Source organism: Metabacillus litoralis, from assembly GCF_007994985.1.
Lineage (GTDB): Bacteria > Bacillota > Bacilli > Bacillales > Bacillaceae > Metabacillus > Metabacillus litoralis.
In genome coordinates, this window is record NZ_VOQF01000001.1 from 802,600 (window position 1) to 821,712 (window position 19,113).

Below are 19,113 nucleotides of genomic sequence, written 5' to 3' on the forward strand. Positions count from 1 at the left end.
AAGAATGTAAGAGGCAACCCTAGCAAGCTCCTTAATTAAGCTATCACCTATGTGGTAGCTCCTTTTTAGCTTTAAACATGTTTTTATAGTTGTTTGTTTAGCTATACCTTAATTGTTGATCTGACCCAAATTGAGAGCCAAGGAATAGATAGATAAGAAACGAAAAAAAAACGGACAAACCAATTAGCTGGTTTGCCCGTTTTTATTTCTATTATTTTTCCATCCATTCTGTATGGAAGACACCTTCTTTATCAACACGTTGGTATGTGTGAGCACCAAAGTAGTCACGTTGAGCTTGAAGCAGGTTAGCTGGAAGTGTTTCAGTACGGTAGCTGTCATAGTATGCAAGTGCAGACGAGAAGCAAGGTACTGGCACTCCATTTTCGATAGCTACTGATAAGATTGTACGAAGTGCTCCTTGATAGCCTTCAACAATGTCTTTAAAGTAGTCATCAAGTAAAAGGTTTGCTAATTTTGGATCTTTGTCATATGCATCTTTAATTTTCTGAAGGAATGCAGCACGGATGATACAACCTCCACGGAAAATCATTGCGATATCACCGTATTTTAAATCCCAGTTATATTCTTCAGAAGCAGCTCTCATTTGAGCAAATCCTTGAGCATATGATACGATCTTGCTCATGTAAAGTGCTTTACGTACAGCTTCAATTAACTCTTCTTTATTACCTTCAAAAGGCTTCACAGATGGTCCTGAAAGGATTTTGCTTGCTTTTTGACGCTCGTCCTTCATTGCTGAGATAAAACGTGCAAAAACAGATTCTGTAATGATCGGAAGTGGTACACCTAAATCTAGTGCACTTTTACTTGTCCATTTACCTGTGCCTTTTTGACCAGCAGTATCTAATATCACATCTACTAGAGGCTTACCAGTTTCTTCATCCTTTTTCGTGAAGATATCAGCTGTTATTTCAATAAGGTAGCTATCAAGTTCACCTTTGTTCCACTCAGCAAACACTTCATGAAGCTCGTCTGCCGTTAGGCCTAAAACATTTTTCAAGATGAAATATGCTTCAGAAATTAATTGCATATCTCCATACTCAATTCCGTTATGCACCATTTTCACATAGTGTCCTGCTCCATCTGGACCAATGTAAGTACAACAAGGATCTCCACCTACTTTTGCAGAAATAGCTTCTAAAATAGGTTGTACTAGATCAAATGCCTCTTTTTGTCCACCCGGCATAATTGAAGGCCCTTTAAGTGCTCCTTCTTCTCCACCTGAAACGCCAGTACCTATGAAATGGATTCCACTTTCAGCTAGATCTTTATTTCGACGTTGTGTATCTGTATAAAGCGTATTTCCGCCATCAATTAAGATATCGCCTTTATCAAGATGTGGTAAAAGCTGTTCAATTGTAGCATCTGTAGGAACACCTGCTTTAACCATTAATAAAATTTTACGTGGTGTTTCTAAAGATTGTACAAACTCTTCAATACTGTATGTACCTACTACATTTTTTTCTTTTGCTTCTGATAAAAATTCTTCTGTTTTCTCTGCAGAGCGATTGAAAACAGATACTGAAAATCCACGACTTTCAATATTTAATGCTAAGTTTTTGCCCATTACTGCTAAACCAATTACACCAATTTGTTGTTTCGACATACGTTTACGTCCCTTCTAATCCTTAATAGTATGTAAAACTAAACGAGAAAAGTTTAGTTTTCCGACACTTCTTTAAATTGACACATAATTCGAATTATTTATTATAACTACAACTTTGAAAATAACACATTTTCAAGATACATTTCAAGTAACATATCTTATGAAATCGCTTACTCCCTTAAAAAATCTTTATTAAAGCTAGTTCCAGATGAAATGTCCTGCTTCTTTTCTCCTTTTACACCACGTTTAATAAGCTGATTTCCATACTTGGAATTAATTTTATCAATGACGGATAATAAAGGCTCATCTTTGGCATCTTTTTCAAAGGAAAACAAATCTAGCTGCTTAATAGCATCATTTTTTTCAATTAACTCTTGACCAGTAATACCTAATAATCGTATCGGATCTTCCTCCCAGTGTGAATAAAACATCTGTCTTGCTACAGTATATATATCTGCTTCTTCATCAATAGGATTCTCTAATTTCTTACTTCTAGTAATTGTTTTTAAATTTCCATAACGAATAGTGATAAAAATTTTACTTGCTAGAACATCTTTCCGTTTCATTCGAATAGAAACCGAACGTGCAAGCTTATGTAAAACTTCATTTATTTCTGATTCACTTGTTGTATTTTTAGAGAGGGTCGAAGAATTGCCAATGCTTTTAAAATCATAAATGGAATCAGGATCCACTTCTCTTTCATCGATACCATTTGCTCGTTCTTTTAAACGTTCTCCATTGATCCCAAGCAGTGCTTTTAGTTTGACGGAATCAGCGTGCGCTACATCAAAAATTGTATTTATATTTATTGTTCTCAATTTTTCTGCTGTTTTTTCACCTATTCCATGCATCTCATTAGCAAGTAATGGCCAAAGTTTTAAAGGAAGATCTCGCTTTCTTAAAATTGAGATTCCAAGAGGCTTCTTCATATTCGAAGCCATTTTTGCTAAAAATTTATTAGGAGCTATTCCAATACTGCATGGAAGTAAAAGTTCGTCAAGGAGGCGCTCTTGAATGGATTTTGCCATTTCTAATGGCTTAGCTCCATCAAATTCGCTAAAATCTACATAACCTTCATCAATTGACACTGGTTCCACTCGATCAGTAAATTCTCGGAGTAGGTCGAACATTGCTCTAGATGCAGAGCGATAGCGGTCAAAGTTCGGTTTTTTAATGATAAGCTCTGGACATAACTTTTTAGCTTGCCAAAGTGGCATCGTCGTTTTGACTCCCTTAGAGCGAGCTTCATAGCTACAGGTAACAATGATCCCTTTTCTCTCCTCAACATTTCCTGCTATCGCAAGTGGTTTACCTTTAAGTGAAGGATCATAAGCCATTTCAACAGAAGCATAAAAGCTATTCATATCAACATGTAAAATTACTCTTCTATTAGTCGTTTGCCCCATACTCCTTCACCACACATAATTTTCTTCTTACTATTTTACCATGATTACGAATTAATTGTTTTCATATTCGCTTACTATACTAGTAAATCATTTTAAAAAATAAAGAGCCTAAGACATAATTAAAGAAATCATAAAAAAAGACGAATAAATCTAAATTCAGTTAAACTGAAAGAAACAAGTTCGTTCCATTGCGCTGCAGACAATCGCTTTCCACGGGGAGGAAGCTGAGCCTCCTCGACGCAAGCGCCTGCGGGGTCTCAGCCTTTCCTCTATTCCCGTAGGAGTCGATTGTCTTCCGCTCCATTCCACTAGTTCTTAAAAATAGTATACAAAATCAAAAAAACTATTGAAGACAGTAATAAAACCCGAACTAATAGGTGAATGTTTAATTGACATATCACCTATTAATTCGGGTTTATCATTAGAAGCTAAAACACTTATGTCCCAACCTCATTATTTGTAGACAAAGTATATTTTCAAGCCCTTCAGACTGGTTGAAAACATTTGAATTTCGAGGCACAAAGCCTTGTGAGGAGCGGTTTTACCGTGTTTGGTAATGAGCACAACATCAAAGTGAGTAACGAAGAAAGCGGTCGTTTGTATACAGTCTGAGTCACCAATAATTATTGGTGACTCACAATCTCTTCTTTCACAATAGCAATGCCTTCAAGTCCAGCTATTAATAAGTTAGGATCTATGATCGTAATAAGACGATCTTCTATGCTTGCAACAGCAGTAAAGTATTTAGTAGCTTGAAAAGCGCCTACTGAAATTGACTTTAATTGTTCTTCTTCTATATCTAGGATTTCTTTTGCTTCTTTTACAATAAGCGCTGCAGATAATTCTTCAGAGTGAACAACAATTAATTTTGTTGTTTGTTCATCAATAATACTGTCTTGATGATAGAGAATTCTATTTGTATCAAGCACAGGAATTAATTCTCCTCTTACCTTAACAACACCCTTCATATAATACGGCATATTAGGGATTACGTTGATATCTTCTAGTTTTTCAATAGAAATAACATGTTGAATCGGCAAACCATATTCTTCATTACCTTCACGAAAAACAACTACTTTTGATAGTTCCATGATAATCTCCTCTCGGATACAGCTTGTACTCGATATATCTATGACTATCATACTATGAAAGTAGTAGTTTTGGAAGGTCTTATCTTTCTGTATCAGTTCAAGTAGTCTAGAAATCACACAAATATAATGGAAATTAAGCATCTACTTTACCAGTGAGTATCTTTAATTTTTCCGCCAATTGATTTGCTCAGTTTTGTACAATTTATCATGAAGAATTTTTTCGCATTTGGAAAAAATTGTTTCTATAACTGGAGTACCGCAAGCTAAGATCCTTATCACGAGCCCTTTCACATTTAATTCGCTAATACCAACACGAACATCCGCAATATCTTTTAGAGTATGTCGCAATTCTTGAAGAAGTTCATCATTTACTTCTTGATGAATGATAAAAAGTGTGCCAATATGACTATATCCTTCAAGCTGCATGATATTCTCCAGCTGATTACAAGGCTTCAGGAGCTGATGATCAAAAATTTCAAGCCTTCCATCTACGTAGACTTTCATTTTCATCGCTAGTTTTTTATATTGAAAAAGCAAACCATCAGCTGACCAACCCGGTGTTACAATTTCAGTATAATAAAAAACCGACGATGATTTCATATATATATTAGTATATTGCCTAAAATCTGCATCTTTATATAAAATTAGTGAATCTTGTTTTAGAAACAACTCACTTTCATTACCCAAGAAATAATCCATTTCCTGTGAGACACCATGCTTTAAACATTTATAGACCTTTGTAGAGGCTTGTGTTGTTAATGCAAATTTTGCACCATCACCTATTTTTACCTCCGTTTTATAACGATCTCCGTCCACATAACCTCCACCTACATGAATAAGCGTAAGCAATGGCAAGCCATCTGGAAGATAGGTAGGACGTGTGATTTTGAAAACTCCATCAAAATAACTATTCGAAATAACAGACCGATTATGTTTTTTGCCTACCTCAAGTTGCAGGTAGCCTGTATACGTCATGCTTCTAATCCAACTAAAAATGCTTCCTTACGAATCCAATCCACCACATCTTTTACTCCTGATCCATCTTTGAGATTCGTAAATATAAATGGTCTGTCTCCACGAGAAACTAGTGTATCTTTCCGCATAATTTCAAGATCGGCTCCAACATATGGTGCTAAATCAGTTTTATTTATAATAAATAAATCCGATTTAATCATTCCCTGACCACCTTTACGAGGAATTTTTTCCCCCTGTGCAACGTCAATGATGTAGATTGAAAAATCAACTAATTCCGGACTAAACGTAGCTGCAAGATTATCTCCACCACTTTCCACAAAAATCAAATCTAGGTTCGGGTGACGTTCATTTAATTCATCAATTGCATCAAAATTCATTGACGCATCTTCGCGTATGGCTGTATGTGGACAACCGCCTGTTTCAACACCAATAATTCGATCTTCAGGAAGAGCACCATTTTTTATTAAGAATTGTGCATCTTCTTTTGTATAAATATCATTAGTAATAACGGCAATTTCCAGTTCATCCATTAACTCTCTCGTTAATTTATCTACTAATAATGTCTTCCCTGCACCCACAGGTCCTCCAACTCCAATTCGTATTGGTTCACTCATGTATAATTACATCCCTTCAAAAAATTTTATGACATAAATAAACGAACAGACAGCTCTTCATGTAGCATTTGAGCAATCTCTAAACCTTGTGCACCAGCACCAAAATCAGCTTCATCAAGTGATAATATTTCTTCAATTATTTCATTTAAATATGGTTGAATCTCGATCAAAAGTTTTTGACCATCCGTTTGTCCTAGCGGAATACCTCGAACTGCATTTTGGACTAGTGAGGAAGTAGCCGCAAACAAATAAGTTTCTAGTGTTGTTTTTAAATCAACTTCTAACCCTAAGCAGACCATCGCAAAAACGATAGAGCTATGTCCATGAACTTGTTTTTTCACAAGCTTTTCACGATATTCAATAAGATAATCATTAACATATAATTCGTTCATAACCTTCGCTAGCTGTCTTCCTATCCTTCTATTTCCCTCACGCGTTTCCTTTGCCAAAGCTAGAGCAAACAATTCAGAATCTACTTGCCACACCTTTTCAAGGACATTATCTTCCATATATTCATAGGATATCCGGCAAGCCATTCCGTCAGTATAGACGAACTGCGTTTTAATAAACTCCTTCAAAGCTACTAAAAAACTATCCTTGTTATATACTTTGTTTTCTTGGATATATGTTTCAAGTCCAAAAGAATGAGAAAATGCACCTGAAGGAAAGTTAGAATCACAAATTTGTAGCAAGTGAAACAATTGATTAGTCATGAGAATGTCCGATATGTTTAAATGCTTTGTTCATTCTCCTGTTTTCTCTCACAAACGGGACTTCTAATTCTTTTAGTAATTTTTCTACTAAATAATCGTATTGAACAACCATTTCACTGTTCTCAAATTGAGCTGGGAGATGGCGATTTCCAAGTTGATGTGCAATTTCCCCCATCTGTAAGATGCTCGTAGGCTTTATGACAATTACATCATCTTCAACAACACTAATAATTATTGAGTTTTTTTCATCTTGATATAAAATATCGCCATCTGTTAGTTCCTTCACATCTTTCAGTCGAATACCAAGTTCTTTTCCATGATCTGTTTTCACTCTTTGGATCTTTTTCACTAAATCATCACTTCTTAAATAAACACGTTCAACATGATGTGGGGCTTTGTCTAATTCTTTTACATTTCCAACTATTTTCTCAATAATCATCTTTTCACCTCAAAATAAGAAATATCGTTGCGCTAAAGCAACTTTTTCATCTGGCTCACAGGTTATGAGCTCACCATCTACCTTTACTTCATATGTTTGTGGATCTACCTCTATTTCAGGTGTTTCTCCATTTAATTTCATATCAGCTTTTTGTAGCTGACGTATATTTTTTACAACGGCAATTTTCTTTTCAAGTCCTAGTTCTTCATGGACTTTTAGCTCATATGCAGCTTTAGAGATAAAAGTCATAGAAGTTGAATATTTCGCTTTACCAAAGCTAGCAAACATCGGACGATATAATGCTGGTTGTGGGGTTGGTATTGAAGCATTAGGATCACCCATTACACTCCAAGCAATCATTCCACCTTTTACAATAAGCTCTGGTTTCACACCAAAAAATCCAGGGTCCCATAATACGATATCTGCTACTTTCCCTACTTCAATTGAACCAACATATTCTGATATTCCATGAGTTAGTGCAGGGTTTATCGTATATTTCGCAATATATCTTTTTGCTCTAGCATTATCATTTTGTTCACCATCAACAAGTTCGCCACGTTGTCGCTTCATTTTATCTGCCGTTTGCCATGTTCTAGAAATGACTTCTCCAACTCTTCCCATTGCTTGCGAATCAGAGCTGATCATACTAAACACTCCTAGATCATGGAGAATATCTTCAGCGGCGATTGTTTCCTTACGTATTCTAGAATCAGCAAACGCTAAATCTTCAGGTACAGAAGGATCTAAATGATGACAAACCATAAGCATATCTAAATGCTCTGCAATTGTATTAACAGTATAAGGTCTTGTTGGATTAGTAGAAGAAGGAAGAATATTAGGGTATGAAGCCGCTTTAATTATATCTGGCGCATGACCGCCACCAGCTCCTTCTGTATGATACGTGTGAATAACACGACCATTAATTGCTTTTATTGTGTCTTCTACAAATCCACCTTCATTTAAAGTGTCACTGTGAATAGCAACCTGAATATCGTATTTATCTGCAACTGTTAACGCTTTATCAATATTTGATGAAGTTGTTCCCCAATCTTCATGAAGCTTAAGTCCGATTGCTCCTGCTTCTATTTGTTCGATTAATGCCTCTTCGTTTGACGCATTTCCTTTGCCAAGAAACCCAATATTCATCGGAAATTCTTCAGCTGCTTTTAACATATTCTGAATATTCCACTTACCAGGTGTACATGTTGTCGCATTCGTTCCAGTCGCTGGTCCTGTTCCTCCACCAATCATTGTTGTTACACCTGACTCGATTGCTGTTTGAATTTGTTGTGGACAAATAAAATGAATATGTGCATCAATACCCCCAGCTGTTACAATCATTCCTTCAGCTGCAATGACCTCTGTAGAAGCGCCAATAACAATGTTAACAGAGTCCATTAATAAAGGATTTCCAGCTTTACCGATCGAAGTAATAACACCGTCTTTAACACCAATATCAGCTTTGTAGATTCCAGAATAATCAAGGATTAATGCGTTCGTAATCACAAGGTCAACAACATCTTTTCTTGTTGCTAATGGATGTTGACCCATTCCATCACGGATAACCTTACCTCCACCAAACTTTACTTCATCACCATATGTTGTGTAATCTTTTTCTACTTCAATAAATAGTTCAGTGTCTCCTAACCTTACCTGATCACCAACTGTTGGACCGAACATATCGGCATATTGATGTCTCGACATCTGAAAGCTCATATTTACACTCCTTTACCTCAACGCGTCATTTGTTAAATTATTTAAGCCATATACTTTTCTTTCTCCTGAGAATGGTATAAGCTCTACTTCTTTTTTGTCTCCTGGTTCAAAACGAACTGCTGTTCCAGCTGCAATATTTAATCTTTTACCAAATGAATCTACTCTATTAAACTCAAGAAAAGTATTCACTTCAAAAAAATGAAAATGGGATCCTACTTGAATAGGTCGATCACCAATGTTAACAACCTCAACATTCGTTACTTCCTTATTTTCATTACATATAATAGGAGTTTTCTTTAACTTATATTGACCTGGAATCATGAGCTTCACCTCTTACTCTTATTTAATGTACCCACCTATTGGATAGGATCATGAACTGTAACTAACTTCGTTCCATCAGGAAATGTTGCTTCTACCTGAATGTCGTGAATCATTTCAGGGATACCTTCCATCACATCTTCTCGAGATAAAATATGACGACCATCCTGCATTAATTGAGATACTGATTTACCATCTCTTGCTCCTTCCATTACTTCATAAGTTAAAATAGCTATAGCTTCGGGATAATTTAGTTTCAATCCTCGTTTTTGTCGCCTTCTCGCTAAATCAGCTGCAACGACAATCATGAGCTTTTCTTGCTCACGAGATGTAAGCTTCATTAATATTTCCTCCTTAAACGGCTAAGTGCTTATATAGTTCATCCTCATTAACATTTTCACAATTTCCATTCTTCACCATACAACCACGATCAAGAATATAATAATGATCCGCACAAGATAAAACAGCATCTAAATTATGTTCAACTAATATAATCGACATTTCTTTCTCTTTTGCTATTTTCACTAAAACATCTTGAATCAATTGAACAATTGACGGTTGTATTCCTTCCATCGGCTCATCTAAAAGAAGAAGCTTTGGGTTTGAAATTAATGCTCTCGCAATTGCTAGCTGCTGCTGTTGACCACCACTAAGATCTCCACCTCGACGATCAATCATTTCCTTCAATACAGGAAACCATTGAAATATTTCCTCAGGTATTGTTTTTGATCGTTGTGATTTTGGTAGTGCTTCCATCCCTATAAGAAGATTCTCTTTTATCGTTAAATCTGAAAAAATCTCCCTACCTTGTGGAACATATGCAATCCCTGCTCGTGCTCGATGCTCAGGCTTTTCCTTTTTTAAGGATTTCCCATCAAATACAACTTGACCGTTAACTGTAGGTATAAGTCCCATCAACACTTTCACTAAAGTTGTCTTTCCCACACCATTTCTACCTAAAAGCCCGACAATTTTCCCCTTTTGAATACCAAATTCAACATTCCGTAAAATCATTGTTTCGTTATACCCAGCTTGTAGCTCTGACACATGAAGCATATTAACCACTCCTTCCTAAGTAAACATTCTTCACTTCTTCATTTTCTTGAATATCCTTCATCGAGCCCTGACAAAGTACTTTCCCCTCATGCATGACCACGACTTTGCTTGAGAAATTGCGTACAAACTCCATATCATGTTCTACAACAACAACTGTACACTCTTTTGCTATTTCTTTAATAAGTTCACCAGTTTTTGTTCGTTCCTCACCTGACATACCTGCTATTGGTTCATCTAATAATAATAATGTAGGCTCTTGAATGAGCTGCATTCCAATTTCAAGCCATTGCTTTTGTCCATGAGATAATGATCCCGCTAATTTGTGACGATCTTCAAACAAACCGACTTTTTTTAGAATCGCCTCGATTTTCTCATGCTGTACTTGTGTCATTTTTGCTAATAAAATGGATAGTAAGCTTTTCTTCTGCTTCATCGCAATCTCTAAATTTTCAAAAGGTGTTAAATGAAGGAAAATGGAAGGTGCCTGAAACTTCCGAGCAATTCCTTCCTGGACGATTTTCTGTTCTGGAAGTTTTGACAACTCAATTTTTTCTTCAAAAAGAATTTGCCCACTACTTGCTCTAGTTTTTCCACAAATACAATCTAGTAAAGTGGTTTTCCCAGCTCCATTTGGACCAATTAAAAATAACACCTCTTTATTCTGCACATCTAGATCTACACCTTGAAGGGCTTTAAATCCAGAAAAATCAACCATAACATTACGACACGAGAGAATCGGCTTCACGTTGTTTTACCTCCTTCTTTTCCTTATTAGAGCTAAAACGAGCTTTAATTTGTTCAACTAAACCTGCTAAACCATTCGGTAAATATAGAACAACTAGTAGGAATAATCCTCCAAGAAAAATCGTCCAGAAGTCTGGATATGTTTCACTTAAAAAGCTTTTTGCACCATTCGTTAAAATAGCTCCTATTGCAGCACCTAAAATAGAATATCTTCCACCAATAGCAACCCAAAGCACCATTTCAATTGAAGGAATAATCCCCATCATTTCCGGAGAAATAATACCAACTTGAAGAACAAATAACGCACCTGCAATTCCAGCAAAAGCAGCTGATAAAGCATAGATAAAGACTTTAAAAATAGCTGGATTATACCCTAGAAAACGCAATCTATTTTCACCATCACGTATCGCAATTAATAAACGACCAAAACGTGATTTTGTTAATAAGAGGGAAACTCCCATAATAACTGCCAACAATGCTACAGTAATAAAATATAATATTTGCTTTGTTCCAGGATCAGCTAGCGGTACTTGGAAAACAGTAAAAAAGTTAGTTAATCCACTAGTTCCACCAGTAATATGCTGACTACCAATAAATAAAGTTACTGTTACTACAACAACTGCTTGAGATATAAGAGAGAAAAACACTCCCTTAATACGATTTTTGAACGTAAAGTAACCGATAATCCAAGCAACACAAAATGGCAGGAGAACAGCTGCTGCTATAGCAAAGAAGGGATTTTTAAAAAGTGTCCATATAAAAGGAAGCTCTGTAATACCGTTCCATTCCATAAAATCTGGTAATCCACTTGGTGATGCCTCAAGCTTTAAATACATAGCCATACAATAAGCTCCTAAACCAAAGAAAACACCATGACCTAAACTTAAAATACCGGTAAAACCCCAAATTAGACTTAAGCCAACAGCGATAATCGCAAAACATAAGAATTTAGCTAGCAGCCCCATCCGAAAATCGGTAAGCAGCAATGGGGCGATTAGTAATATTAGAAAAAACACACCGTAATAGGCTCCTTGACTATATTTTTTCAACATAATTGCACCTCCGTTAATCTAATGCTCGCACTCTAACATTAACAAGACCAGTTGGTTTCCATTGTAAGAAAATAATAATAAAAGCAAATACAATAACTTTTGCAATCGTTGCGCTTGTTGATAGCTCAACAAATGTACTTAAGATACCTAACATTAATGCAGCCAATACTGTACCCTTTAGCTTTCCTACTCCACCTAAAATAACAATCATAAATGCATCAACAATATAGGTTGTTCCTAGTGTTGGGCCAATCGAGCCAATTAAGGTTAAAGAACACCCTGCGATCCCAGCAAAGCCGCTTCCTAAAGCAAAAGCTGTACTATCAACTTTTCTAGTGGAAACACCTAAGCAAGAAGCCATATCACGATTTAACGTAACAGCCTTCATTCTTCTGCCAGAAGGAGTTTTATATAAATAAAGAAATAACAAGAAGATACTTACACCAACTAAAGCAATAATAAATAATCGTTTATAAGGAAATGTCATAGTACCAATCGTTAATGCACCACTTAGCCAATCTGGTGCGACAACAGCAACATTTGGTGCTCCAAAGATTGATCTCGCAACTTGTTGTAAAATCAAACTAACTCCCCAAGTTGCTAGTAAGCTATCAAGTGGACGTTCATATAAAAATCTTACAATTGATTTCTCCATTAAAAATCCTATAAATGCTGCAATCACAAAGGATAGTGGAATCGCTAGAATAAAATATAAACCAAAGATGGATTCTGGAAGATATTGAATGAATGCTTGCTGGAGAACATACGTAGTATAAGCTCCAATCATAATGAACTCACCATGAGCCATATTGATAATGTTCATAAGACCAAATGTTATCGCAAGACCTAAAGCGATCAATAATAGAATTGATCCTAAACTCAAACCATTAAATAATTGAGAAATGATAATTGACAAGGATTATTCCTCCTTTATATGAAGTGAAAAGACAAGCAAGATCAAGTAGTAAGAATCTATTATAATAGGGGGAATAGAAATACATTTAATTGATCCTGCTTGGCTTTTCCTTCATTTTTTCATTTTTAAGATTGTTTAGCATGAATTAAAGTTTTGTAAAAACGACTTTTAAATACTCTGGATTATTTTTACATATTTCTAATGAATTCGTTCGATTGCGCTCAAGACTCAAGATTTACCGAGGAAGAAACGCTAGCCCCCCTCGGCTTCACCTATGGAGTATCAATCATTTAACTAAAGCCAATTCTAGTTCAACAAATTTCCGAGAAAACATCCATAAACTAAAACTTACTTTCTATTATTCACTTAAACTAGTTGCCCAATCATATGATTTTAAATATGGATCAGGTTTTACTTGTTCGCCTGAATTCCAAACCTCTTTAAATTGACCATCAGTTTGAACTTCTCCAATTCGTACGGTTTTATAAATATGCTGAGTTTCTCCATCGATTTTAACTACTCCACCTGGTGCTTTAAATTCAATACCATCAGATGCTGCTTTCACTTTATCAACTTCAAACGAACCAGCCTTCTCAACAGCTGCTTTCCATAAATAAACCGCAATGTAAGCTGCTTCTATAGGATCACCAGTAACTCGATCATCACCATATTTTGCTTTGTAATTTGCAACAAATTCTTTATTTTCAGGAGTATCAGTTGTTTGGTAATAGTTCCAAGCAGCAAAGTGACCCGCTAATACATCTGTTCCAATACCACGAATTTCTTCCTCTGCCACACTAACTGACATAACAGGAATATCCTCTGCAGTAATTCCTGCATCTTCTAATTGTTTAAAAAAAGCTACATTACTGTCACCATTCAATGTATTAAAAATTGCATCTGGTTTTGAAGATTTGATTTTGCTAATAATTGTGTTGTAATCTGTATGACCAAGTGGTGTATATTCTTCTGCAACAACTGTTCCACCTTTTGCCTCAAGCTGTGCGTTAACAATTTTGTTTGCAGTACGCGGGAATACATAATCAGATCCTACTAAGAAGATATTTTTACCTTGATTCTCAATCATCCAATCAATTGCAGGAACAATTTGTTGATTTGTAGTTGCTCCTGTATAGAAGATATTTGGAGATTGTTCCATACCTTCATATTGAACCGGATACCAAAGTAAACCATTATTTTGTTCAACAACAGGTAGCATCGCTTTTCTACTTGCTGAAGTCCACCCACCAAAAATTGTTGCTACTTTATCTTGTTGAAGTAATTTTCTTGCCTTTTCAGCAAATGTCGGCCAATCAGATGCTCCATCTTCAATGATCGGTTCAATTTTCTTTCCAAGAACTCCTCCAGCTGCATTTATCTCTTCAATTGCCATTAATTCTGCATCACGTAAGGAAACCTCACTTATCGCCATCGTGCCACTTAATGAGTGCAGTATCCCTACTTCAACTGTGTCACCATCAACAGTAGCTTTAGTATCACTGCCTTCTGTTGTTGTTTCAGGCTCACTTGTTTGAGAAGCACAAGCACCAAGCATAACCATCGTTGACATCATTAACGCTAAAAACCTCTTTTTCACTTTCATAAAAGAACAGCCCCTTTTCATTAATGGAATCTTCTAACAGTAATGTTATACAACATAACTTCGTATGTAACAAAACTTAACATCACTTTATATTTCACATTATACAGAGTTTTGACTGATATACAATGAATTTTTTAAATTTTTTTAATATTTCATTATGTAAACGTTAACAAAAATGGATTTTTTTGATTTAACATTCGGATAAAAAGGAAAACTATTACTAATAAAACTTCACTCAATCAATTCGACATATTCCTTGTTATAATTTCTTACATAGAAATTGAAGTGTTGAATTTGTAACTTTATTGGTGTAAATTACGACAATGTAAGTAAGAAGACATAAAAAGAAAGGAAGATAATCTTGAAGATGTTGAAAAAAAACTGGTTTATTTTTTTGATCATTACAATACTAGCTGGGTGTGGGACAGGAAATACAAATAGCAATACTGAAAACGAAGGAAGTAAAAATGGTGATGATAAACAAATTATCGCTGGAGAAATGGTAGCTAGTTTAACAGAATCTAGTCCTTTACATTACACCTATAAAGTTAAGAACCAAACAGAAGAAGTTGAAAAAATGGAGTTTACAAGCTCACAACGAGTTGATTATCAAGTACTAACAAAAGATGGAGAGGAAATTTTTCTATTCTCGAGTACAGCTTCATTTCTTGCAGCATTAGGTAGCGAAGAAATAAAGCCTGGTGAAGAATTTACTTACGATATTAATTTGTCAGAATTAAATCTTTCAAGTGGGGAATATGAGCTTTCAGTATGGATGACACCTAAAGAGGGTAAGAAGTACGAAGTGAGTAAAAATTTCATAGTTAATTAATTCGCATTTATTCACGGTAAAAGATTAAATTTTTCTTCTATATAATTTTTCACAACGAAGAGGTTAGGACAAAGTATTTTCACTAATGAAAAACCCGAATTAATAGGTGATATTTTCAATCAATCTTTCACCTAATAGTTCGGGTCTTTATGTAAGGCTATTAAGTTTAGTGGCATCTCTTCTTTAGAAAATAGTTGCCTTTAAGCGAAAATACATTGTTTCTACTGCATATTACATAGCAACAATCTTTCAGAAAAGAGCCTTATGTAAGGAGACTAGGTTATTATTACAGAAATCCTTCATAAAGACGAATAAATCTAAAATTACACCTATTAAGCTAAAACTAATACTCCGCTTAATCTGAAAAAAAGTAATCTCTTTTCTTTAATGATACATTCAGAACTAAACCAATCCCCATCATACTAGCCAATACAGAGCTCCCTCCGTAACTCATAAGCAGCAAAGGTATTCCCGTAATCGGCAGCAGACCTGTTACCATTCCGATATTTTGAAAGCTATGGAAGGTAAAGAGCGCAACCATTCCAATACATATGTAAAACTCAAAAATATCCTTCCTCACATACATTGCAATTCCTAGTATTCTATAAATAATAAAGAAATATAGAGCAATGACTATTGATCCACCCAAAAAGCCAAACTCTTCTGCTACAATAGTAAAAATAAAGTCTGAGTGTGCTTCTGGTGTATAAACATTACTATTTTGAAAACCCTTCCCATCAACCATCCCCGATCCTATAGCATGAAGAGATTGATTTAATTGGTAACCTATACCTTTAGCGTGCTGTTCTGGATCTAACCAAGAATAAATTCTGTTTAACTGGTATGTCCCAAAAACCTCCAGGAGAATGTCTGGATTTGTAATAAAGAGATACACGAGTACACCAACCACTCCTAGTAGAACAAACACGATAAAGCTAATTATCCTCCAATCTATACCAGATAAGAAAATGACTGAAATGGTGATAACAAGGATGACTAACGAAGAACCAAAATCATTTTGCATCAAAATTAATAGCATAGGCAAAAATGACGTTGCACCTATTTTAATTAGTAAAGATAAATCTTGTTTAAACGTTCTTCGATAATCGTCTTTATAATGACTTTGTGTTATTTTAGCAAGCATTAAAATTAAAAATATTTTCATATATTCAGAGGGTTGTATCGAACCAAATCCAGGTATAATAAACCATGACTTTGCACCATTACGAACTGGTGCAATTGATTCAGGCGCAATTAATATCCCAATTAATAAGAGGACTCCAATTCCATAAAAAAATGGCGCTAGCTTACTTATTTGTTCAAAATCAAAGAGAAAAATTAATCCTGCAACAACAATACCTAAAACAAACCATATAATCTGCTTCATTACAAAATTTTCATCATATTGAGCATACTTTTGAGCACTTAGAATACTCACACAGCTACAGATCATTAGTAAAAATAAAAAAAAGATCAGTGAAACGTCAAAATAAGCGTATTTTTTTGATGTCAAAGAAATCACCATTTCTACTATTTAATTTTTTGGAGTGTAAAATAAAGAAAATCCACCTCTTATTTATTAAGTTACCATAAATGAGGTGGATATTATACAAATATTAGGTTATTTTACTAAAATTTGATTATCTTCCAACAAACATCTGTGTCCAATGGTGACCATTTTTGTCATACCCTACACCAATATGAGTAAAATCCTTACTCAAAATGTTTTTCCGATGACCTTCACTATTCATCCAAGCATCAACAACTTGCTGTGGTGTTTGTTGTCCTTGGGCAATATTCTCACCTGCAGTTTTATATGTTACGCCAAAATCACGCATCATATCAAATGGTGATCCATAAGTCGGACTTGTATGTGAGAAATAATTATTTTGTCTCATATCTTCTGATTTCTTTTGAGCTACTCCATTTATTTGAGTATCTGCTTGTAAATCAGGAAGACCATTTTTTCGTCTTTGTTGATTTGTTAATTCAATAACCTGTTGAACTGCTTCATTCATGTTTTGTGCAGGCTGTTGTGTTTCAGGTTGCTTTTCTGCTTGATTTTGCTCTTGCTTAGGAGCAGGTGCTGGCGCTTGCTGTTCTTGCTTCGGTTGAGCCGGTTCCTCTGCTTGTTGAGTTGGTGCTTGTTGCTCATTTGCCTTAGCCTGTTGCTTTGCTTGTTGTTGTTCTTGTTTACTTTGTTGTGCTTTTTCTTGAATTTGCATTTGTGATTTTTGATGTTGTTGTGCTAATTGTTGTGCTCTTTGAGTTCCTTGTTGTTTTTGTTGTTCGATAAATTGGTTTGCACGCTGTTTTGCATCACCAGCATTATTGGCAACAAACTTATATTTTGCTTCTTGAACGACTATTGCCTTTGTATGTGGGTAATTCTTACTCGACAAATCTGTTTTGGAACTAGAAATTGTCATACCATCTAAATCACCATTTGTTAATGAATCATCAGGAACAAAATCTAAGTTATTATCTTCGTTCATTGGTCCAAAACGATAATCATCGTCAAGCCCATTAGGCATTGTTTCTCTCGTATCAATTTGACGAGCAAACGGCCCATAGGTATGATTACCGTTGTCATTTACATTTTGAACATCTCTTGTGCTTAATCTATTTTCATCAAAGGCTCCTTCATTATTATTACAACCAACAAGCCCTACAACTAAAGCACTTGCAGCGATAAATCCTACTCTTTTCTTTATCAATCATAACTCCTCCTTTTACATTAAAAATACTTACCATCATATTTTCCTTCAATATCATGAAAATATAGGTGGTAATTATATTTTCAATTGGAGGGTTTGAACTCATATTGTTAAAAAAAACCAAAAAAATACTCAGATCATTGATCTAAGTATTTTTTATCAATCTTATTTAGACACTTCTTGTATAATAGAAAGCACTAATTCTGCTGTTTTCTCTAATTCTTCAATAGGCATTTTTTCATTTTTTGTGTGAATGTCTTCATATCCCACTGCCAAATTGACTGTTGGAATTCCATTTCCCGCTATAACATTGGCATCACTTCCACCACCGCTTGTTTGGAGTTCACTAGTGCGCCCAATTTTAGCAGAAGCTCGCTTAGCTACCTCTACAACATGATCTCCATCTGCAAATTTAAAGCCTGGATACATAACCTCTACCTCTACTTCTGCACGACCACCCATTTCAGCAGCAACATTTTCAAAAGCTTCTTTCATAGCAGCCACTTGTTTTTCCATTTTTTCTGGAATTAATGATCTTGCTTCAGCCAAAATATGTACCAAATCACAAACGATATTTGTTTGTGTTCCACCTTCAAAACGACCAATATTAGCCGTTGTTTCATGATCAATTCTTCCTAAAGGCATTTTTGAAATGGCTTTAGCAGCTATTGTGATCGCTGATACACCTTTTTCTGGTGCAACACCTGCATGTGCCGTTTTTCCGTAGATTGTAGCCCTTACCTTAGCTTGTGTTGGTGCTGCTACAATAATTGTACCTACTTTTCCATCACTATCTAAAGCATATCCAAATTTTGCAGTCATCAAGGACGGATCTAAAGCCTTTGCACCAACTAAACCAGATTCCTCACCAACTGTAATAACAAATTCAATCTTCCCATGTTGAATGGATTGTTCTTTTAGTGTCTTTATTGCTTCAAGCATTGCTGCTAATCCTGCTTTGTCATCAGCACCAAGAATTGTTGTTCCATCTGTAATCACATATCCATCTTTAATACTAGGATTGATTCCATTTCCAGGAACAACAGTATCCATATGTGAAGTAAAATAGATTGTATCGATGCCATCTTTTGTTGCAGGCAGTGTACATACTAAATTACCTGCACCATGTCCTGTAATAGACATAGTATCATCTTCTACAACGTCTAAGCCTAAAGAAGAAAACTTTTCCTTTAGCACTTTAGCAATTGCTGCTTCATGTTTTGTTTCTGAGTCAACTTGAACAAGTTCTAAAAATTCATCTAACAATCTTTTTTTGTTAATCAATTGATGTACCTCC

Annotated in this window: 19 protein-coding genes; 1 reads left to right on the forward strand and 18 read right to left on the reverse strand. The window is 35.3% G+C overall.

Going from position 1 to position 19,113, the window contains the following annotated elements:
* Nucleotides 1-211: 211 nt before the first annotated feature.
* From gnd to urtA, 15 genes are all read right to left on the reverse strand, one after another.
* Entirely contained in the window at nt 212-1,624 is a 1,413-nt protein-coding gene (gnd, locus tag FS935_RS04160; protein WP_146946245.1) for an NADP-dependent phosphogluconate dehydrogenase, read from the reverse strand.
* Between the two features lie 170 nt (nt 1,625-1,794).
* Nucleotides 1,795-3,030 (reverse strand): DNA polymerase IV, encoded by a 1,236-nt coding sequence (locus tag FS935_RS04165; RefSeq protein ID WP_146946246.1) that lies wholly within the window; start codon nt 3,028-3,030, stop codon nt 1,795-1,797.
* Between the two features lie 623 nt (nt 3,031-3,653).
* Nucleotides 3,654-4,121, reverse strand: coding sequence for a chemotaxis protein CheW (locus FS935_RS04170; RefSeq protein ID WP_240050805.1), 468 nt, complete (start codon nt 4,119-4,121; stop codon nt 3,654-3,656).
* 162 nt (nt 4,122-4,283) lie between these two features.
* Entirely contained in the window at nt 4,284-5,096 is an 813-nt protein-coding gene (locus FS935_RS04175; protein WP_146946247.1) for an urease accessory protein UreD, read from the reverse strand.
* The gene (ureG, locus tag FS935_RS04180; protein WP_146946248.1) at nt 5,093-5,710 is read right to left on the reverse strand and encodes an urease accessory protein UreG; all 618 of its coding nucleotides are present in this window, start codon (nt 5,708-5,710) and stop codon (nt 5,093-5,095) included. Before ureG ends, FS935_RS04175 begins: the two co-directional genes overlap by 4 nt.
* Before the next feature lie 26 nt (nt 5,711-5,736).
* Nucleotides 5,737-6,423, reverse strand: a complete 687-nt coding sequence (locus FS935_RS04185) for an urease accessory protein UreF (RefSeq protein ID WP_146946249.1) — start codon at nt 6,421-6,423, stop codon at nt 5,737-5,739.
* Nucleotides 6,416-6,862 carry an urease accessory protein UreE gene (ureE, locus tag FS935_RS04190; protein ID WP_146946250.1) on the reverse strand — a complete coding sequence of 149 codons (447 nt, stop codon included), beginning with the start codon at nt 6,860-6,862 and terminating at the stop codon, nt 6,416-6,418. Before ureE ends, FS935_RS04185 begins: the two co-directional genes overlap by 8 nt.
* 9 nt (nt 6,863-6,871) lie before the next feature.
* Nucleotides 6,872-8,578: an urease subunit alpha gene (ureC, locus tag FS935_RS04195; RefSeq protein ID WP_146946251.1), complete on the reverse strand. Its 1,707-nt coding sequence runs from the start codon at nt 8,576-8,578 to the stop codon at nt 6,872-6,874.
* 12 nt (nt 8,579-8,590) lie between these two features.
* A complete protein-coding gene (locus tag FS935_RS04200) occupies nt 8,591-8,899 on the reverse strand; it encodes an urease subunit beta (protein ID WP_146946252.1) in 309 nt (102 codons plus the stop codon).
* A 35-nt stretch (nt 8,900-8,934) separates the two neighbouring features.
* The gene (locus FS935_RS04205; RefSeq protein ID WP_146946253.1) at nt 8,935-9,237 is read right to left on the reverse strand and encodes an urease subunit gamma; all 303 of its coding nucleotides are present in this window, start codon (nt 9,235-9,237) and stop codon (nt 8,935-8,937) included.
* 13 nt (nt 9,238-9,250) lie between these two features.
* Nucleotides 9,251-9,952, reverse strand: coding sequence for an urea ABC transporter ATP-binding subunit UrtE (gene urtE, locus FS935_RS04210; protein WP_146946254.1), 702 nt, complete (start codon nt 9,950-9,952; stop codon nt 9,251-9,253).
* 1 nt (nt 9,953) lies between these two features.
* Entirely contained in the window at nt 9,954-10,697 is a 744-nt protein-coding gene (urtD, locus tag FS935_RS04215) for an urea ABC transporter ATP-binding protein UrtD (RefSeq protein WP_146946255.1), read from the reverse strand.
* The gene (gene urtC, locus FS935_RS04220) at nt 10,672-11,745 is read right to left on the reverse strand and encodes an urea ABC transporter permease subunit UrtC (RefSeq protein ID WP_439116620.1); all 1,074 of its coding nucleotides are present in this window, start codon (nt 11,743-11,745) and stop codon (nt 10,672-10,674) included. Before urtC ends, urtD begins: the two co-directional genes overlap by 26 nt.
* 16 nt (nt 11,746-11,761) lie before the next feature.
* On the reverse strand, nt 11,762-12,664 hold the full coding sequence (gene urtB / locus FS935_RS04225) for an urea ABC transporter permease subunit UrtB (protein ID WP_146946257.1): 903 nt from the start codon (nt 12,662-12,664) through the stop codon (nt 11,762-11,764).
* Nucleotides 12,665-13,022: 358 nt separating this feature from the next.
* Nucleotides 13,023-14,267: an urea ABC transporter substrate-binding protein gene (gene urtA, locus FS935_RS04230; RefSeq protein WP_146946258.1), complete on the reverse strand. Its 1,245-nt coding sequence runs from the start codon at nt 14,265-14,267 to the stop codon at nt 13,023-13,025.
* Between the two features lie 367 nt (nt 14,268-14,634).
* Between urtA and FS935_RS04235 the strand changes: the two genes are divergently transcribed.
* Complete coding sequence (locus FS935_RS04235; RefSeq protein ID WP_146946259.1) at nt 14,635-15,099, forward strand: BsuPI-related putative proteinase inhibitor; 465 nt, start codon at nt 14,635-14,637, stop codon at nt 15,097-15,099.
* Nucleotides 15,100-15,454: 355 nt separating this feature from the next.
* Here FS935_RS04235 and FS935_RS04240 read toward each other — a convergent pair whose 3' ends face one another.
* The 3 genes from FS935_RS04240 to FS935_RS04250 form a co-directional block, all read right to left on the reverse strand.
* A complete protein-coding gene (locus FS935_RS04240) occupies nt 15,455-16,612 on the reverse strand; it encodes an FtsW/RodA/SpoVE family cell cycle protein (RefSeq protein WP_158638527.1) in 1,158 nt (385 codons plus the stop codon).
* A gap of 127 nt (nt 16,613-16,739) precedes the next feature.
* Entirely contained in the window at nt 16,740-17,816 is a 1,077-nt protein-coding gene (locus FS935_RS04245; RefSeq protein WP_146946261.1) for a CAP domain-containing protein, read from the reverse strand.
* 165 nt (nt 17,817-17,981) lie between these two features.
* Complete coding sequence (locus FS935_RS04250; RefSeq protein ID WP_146946262.1) at nt 17,982-19,100, reverse strand: tripeptidase T; 1,119 nt, start codon at nt 19,098-19,100, stop codon at nt 17,982-17,984.
* Between the last annotated feature and the right edge of the window lie 13 nt (nt 19,101-19,113).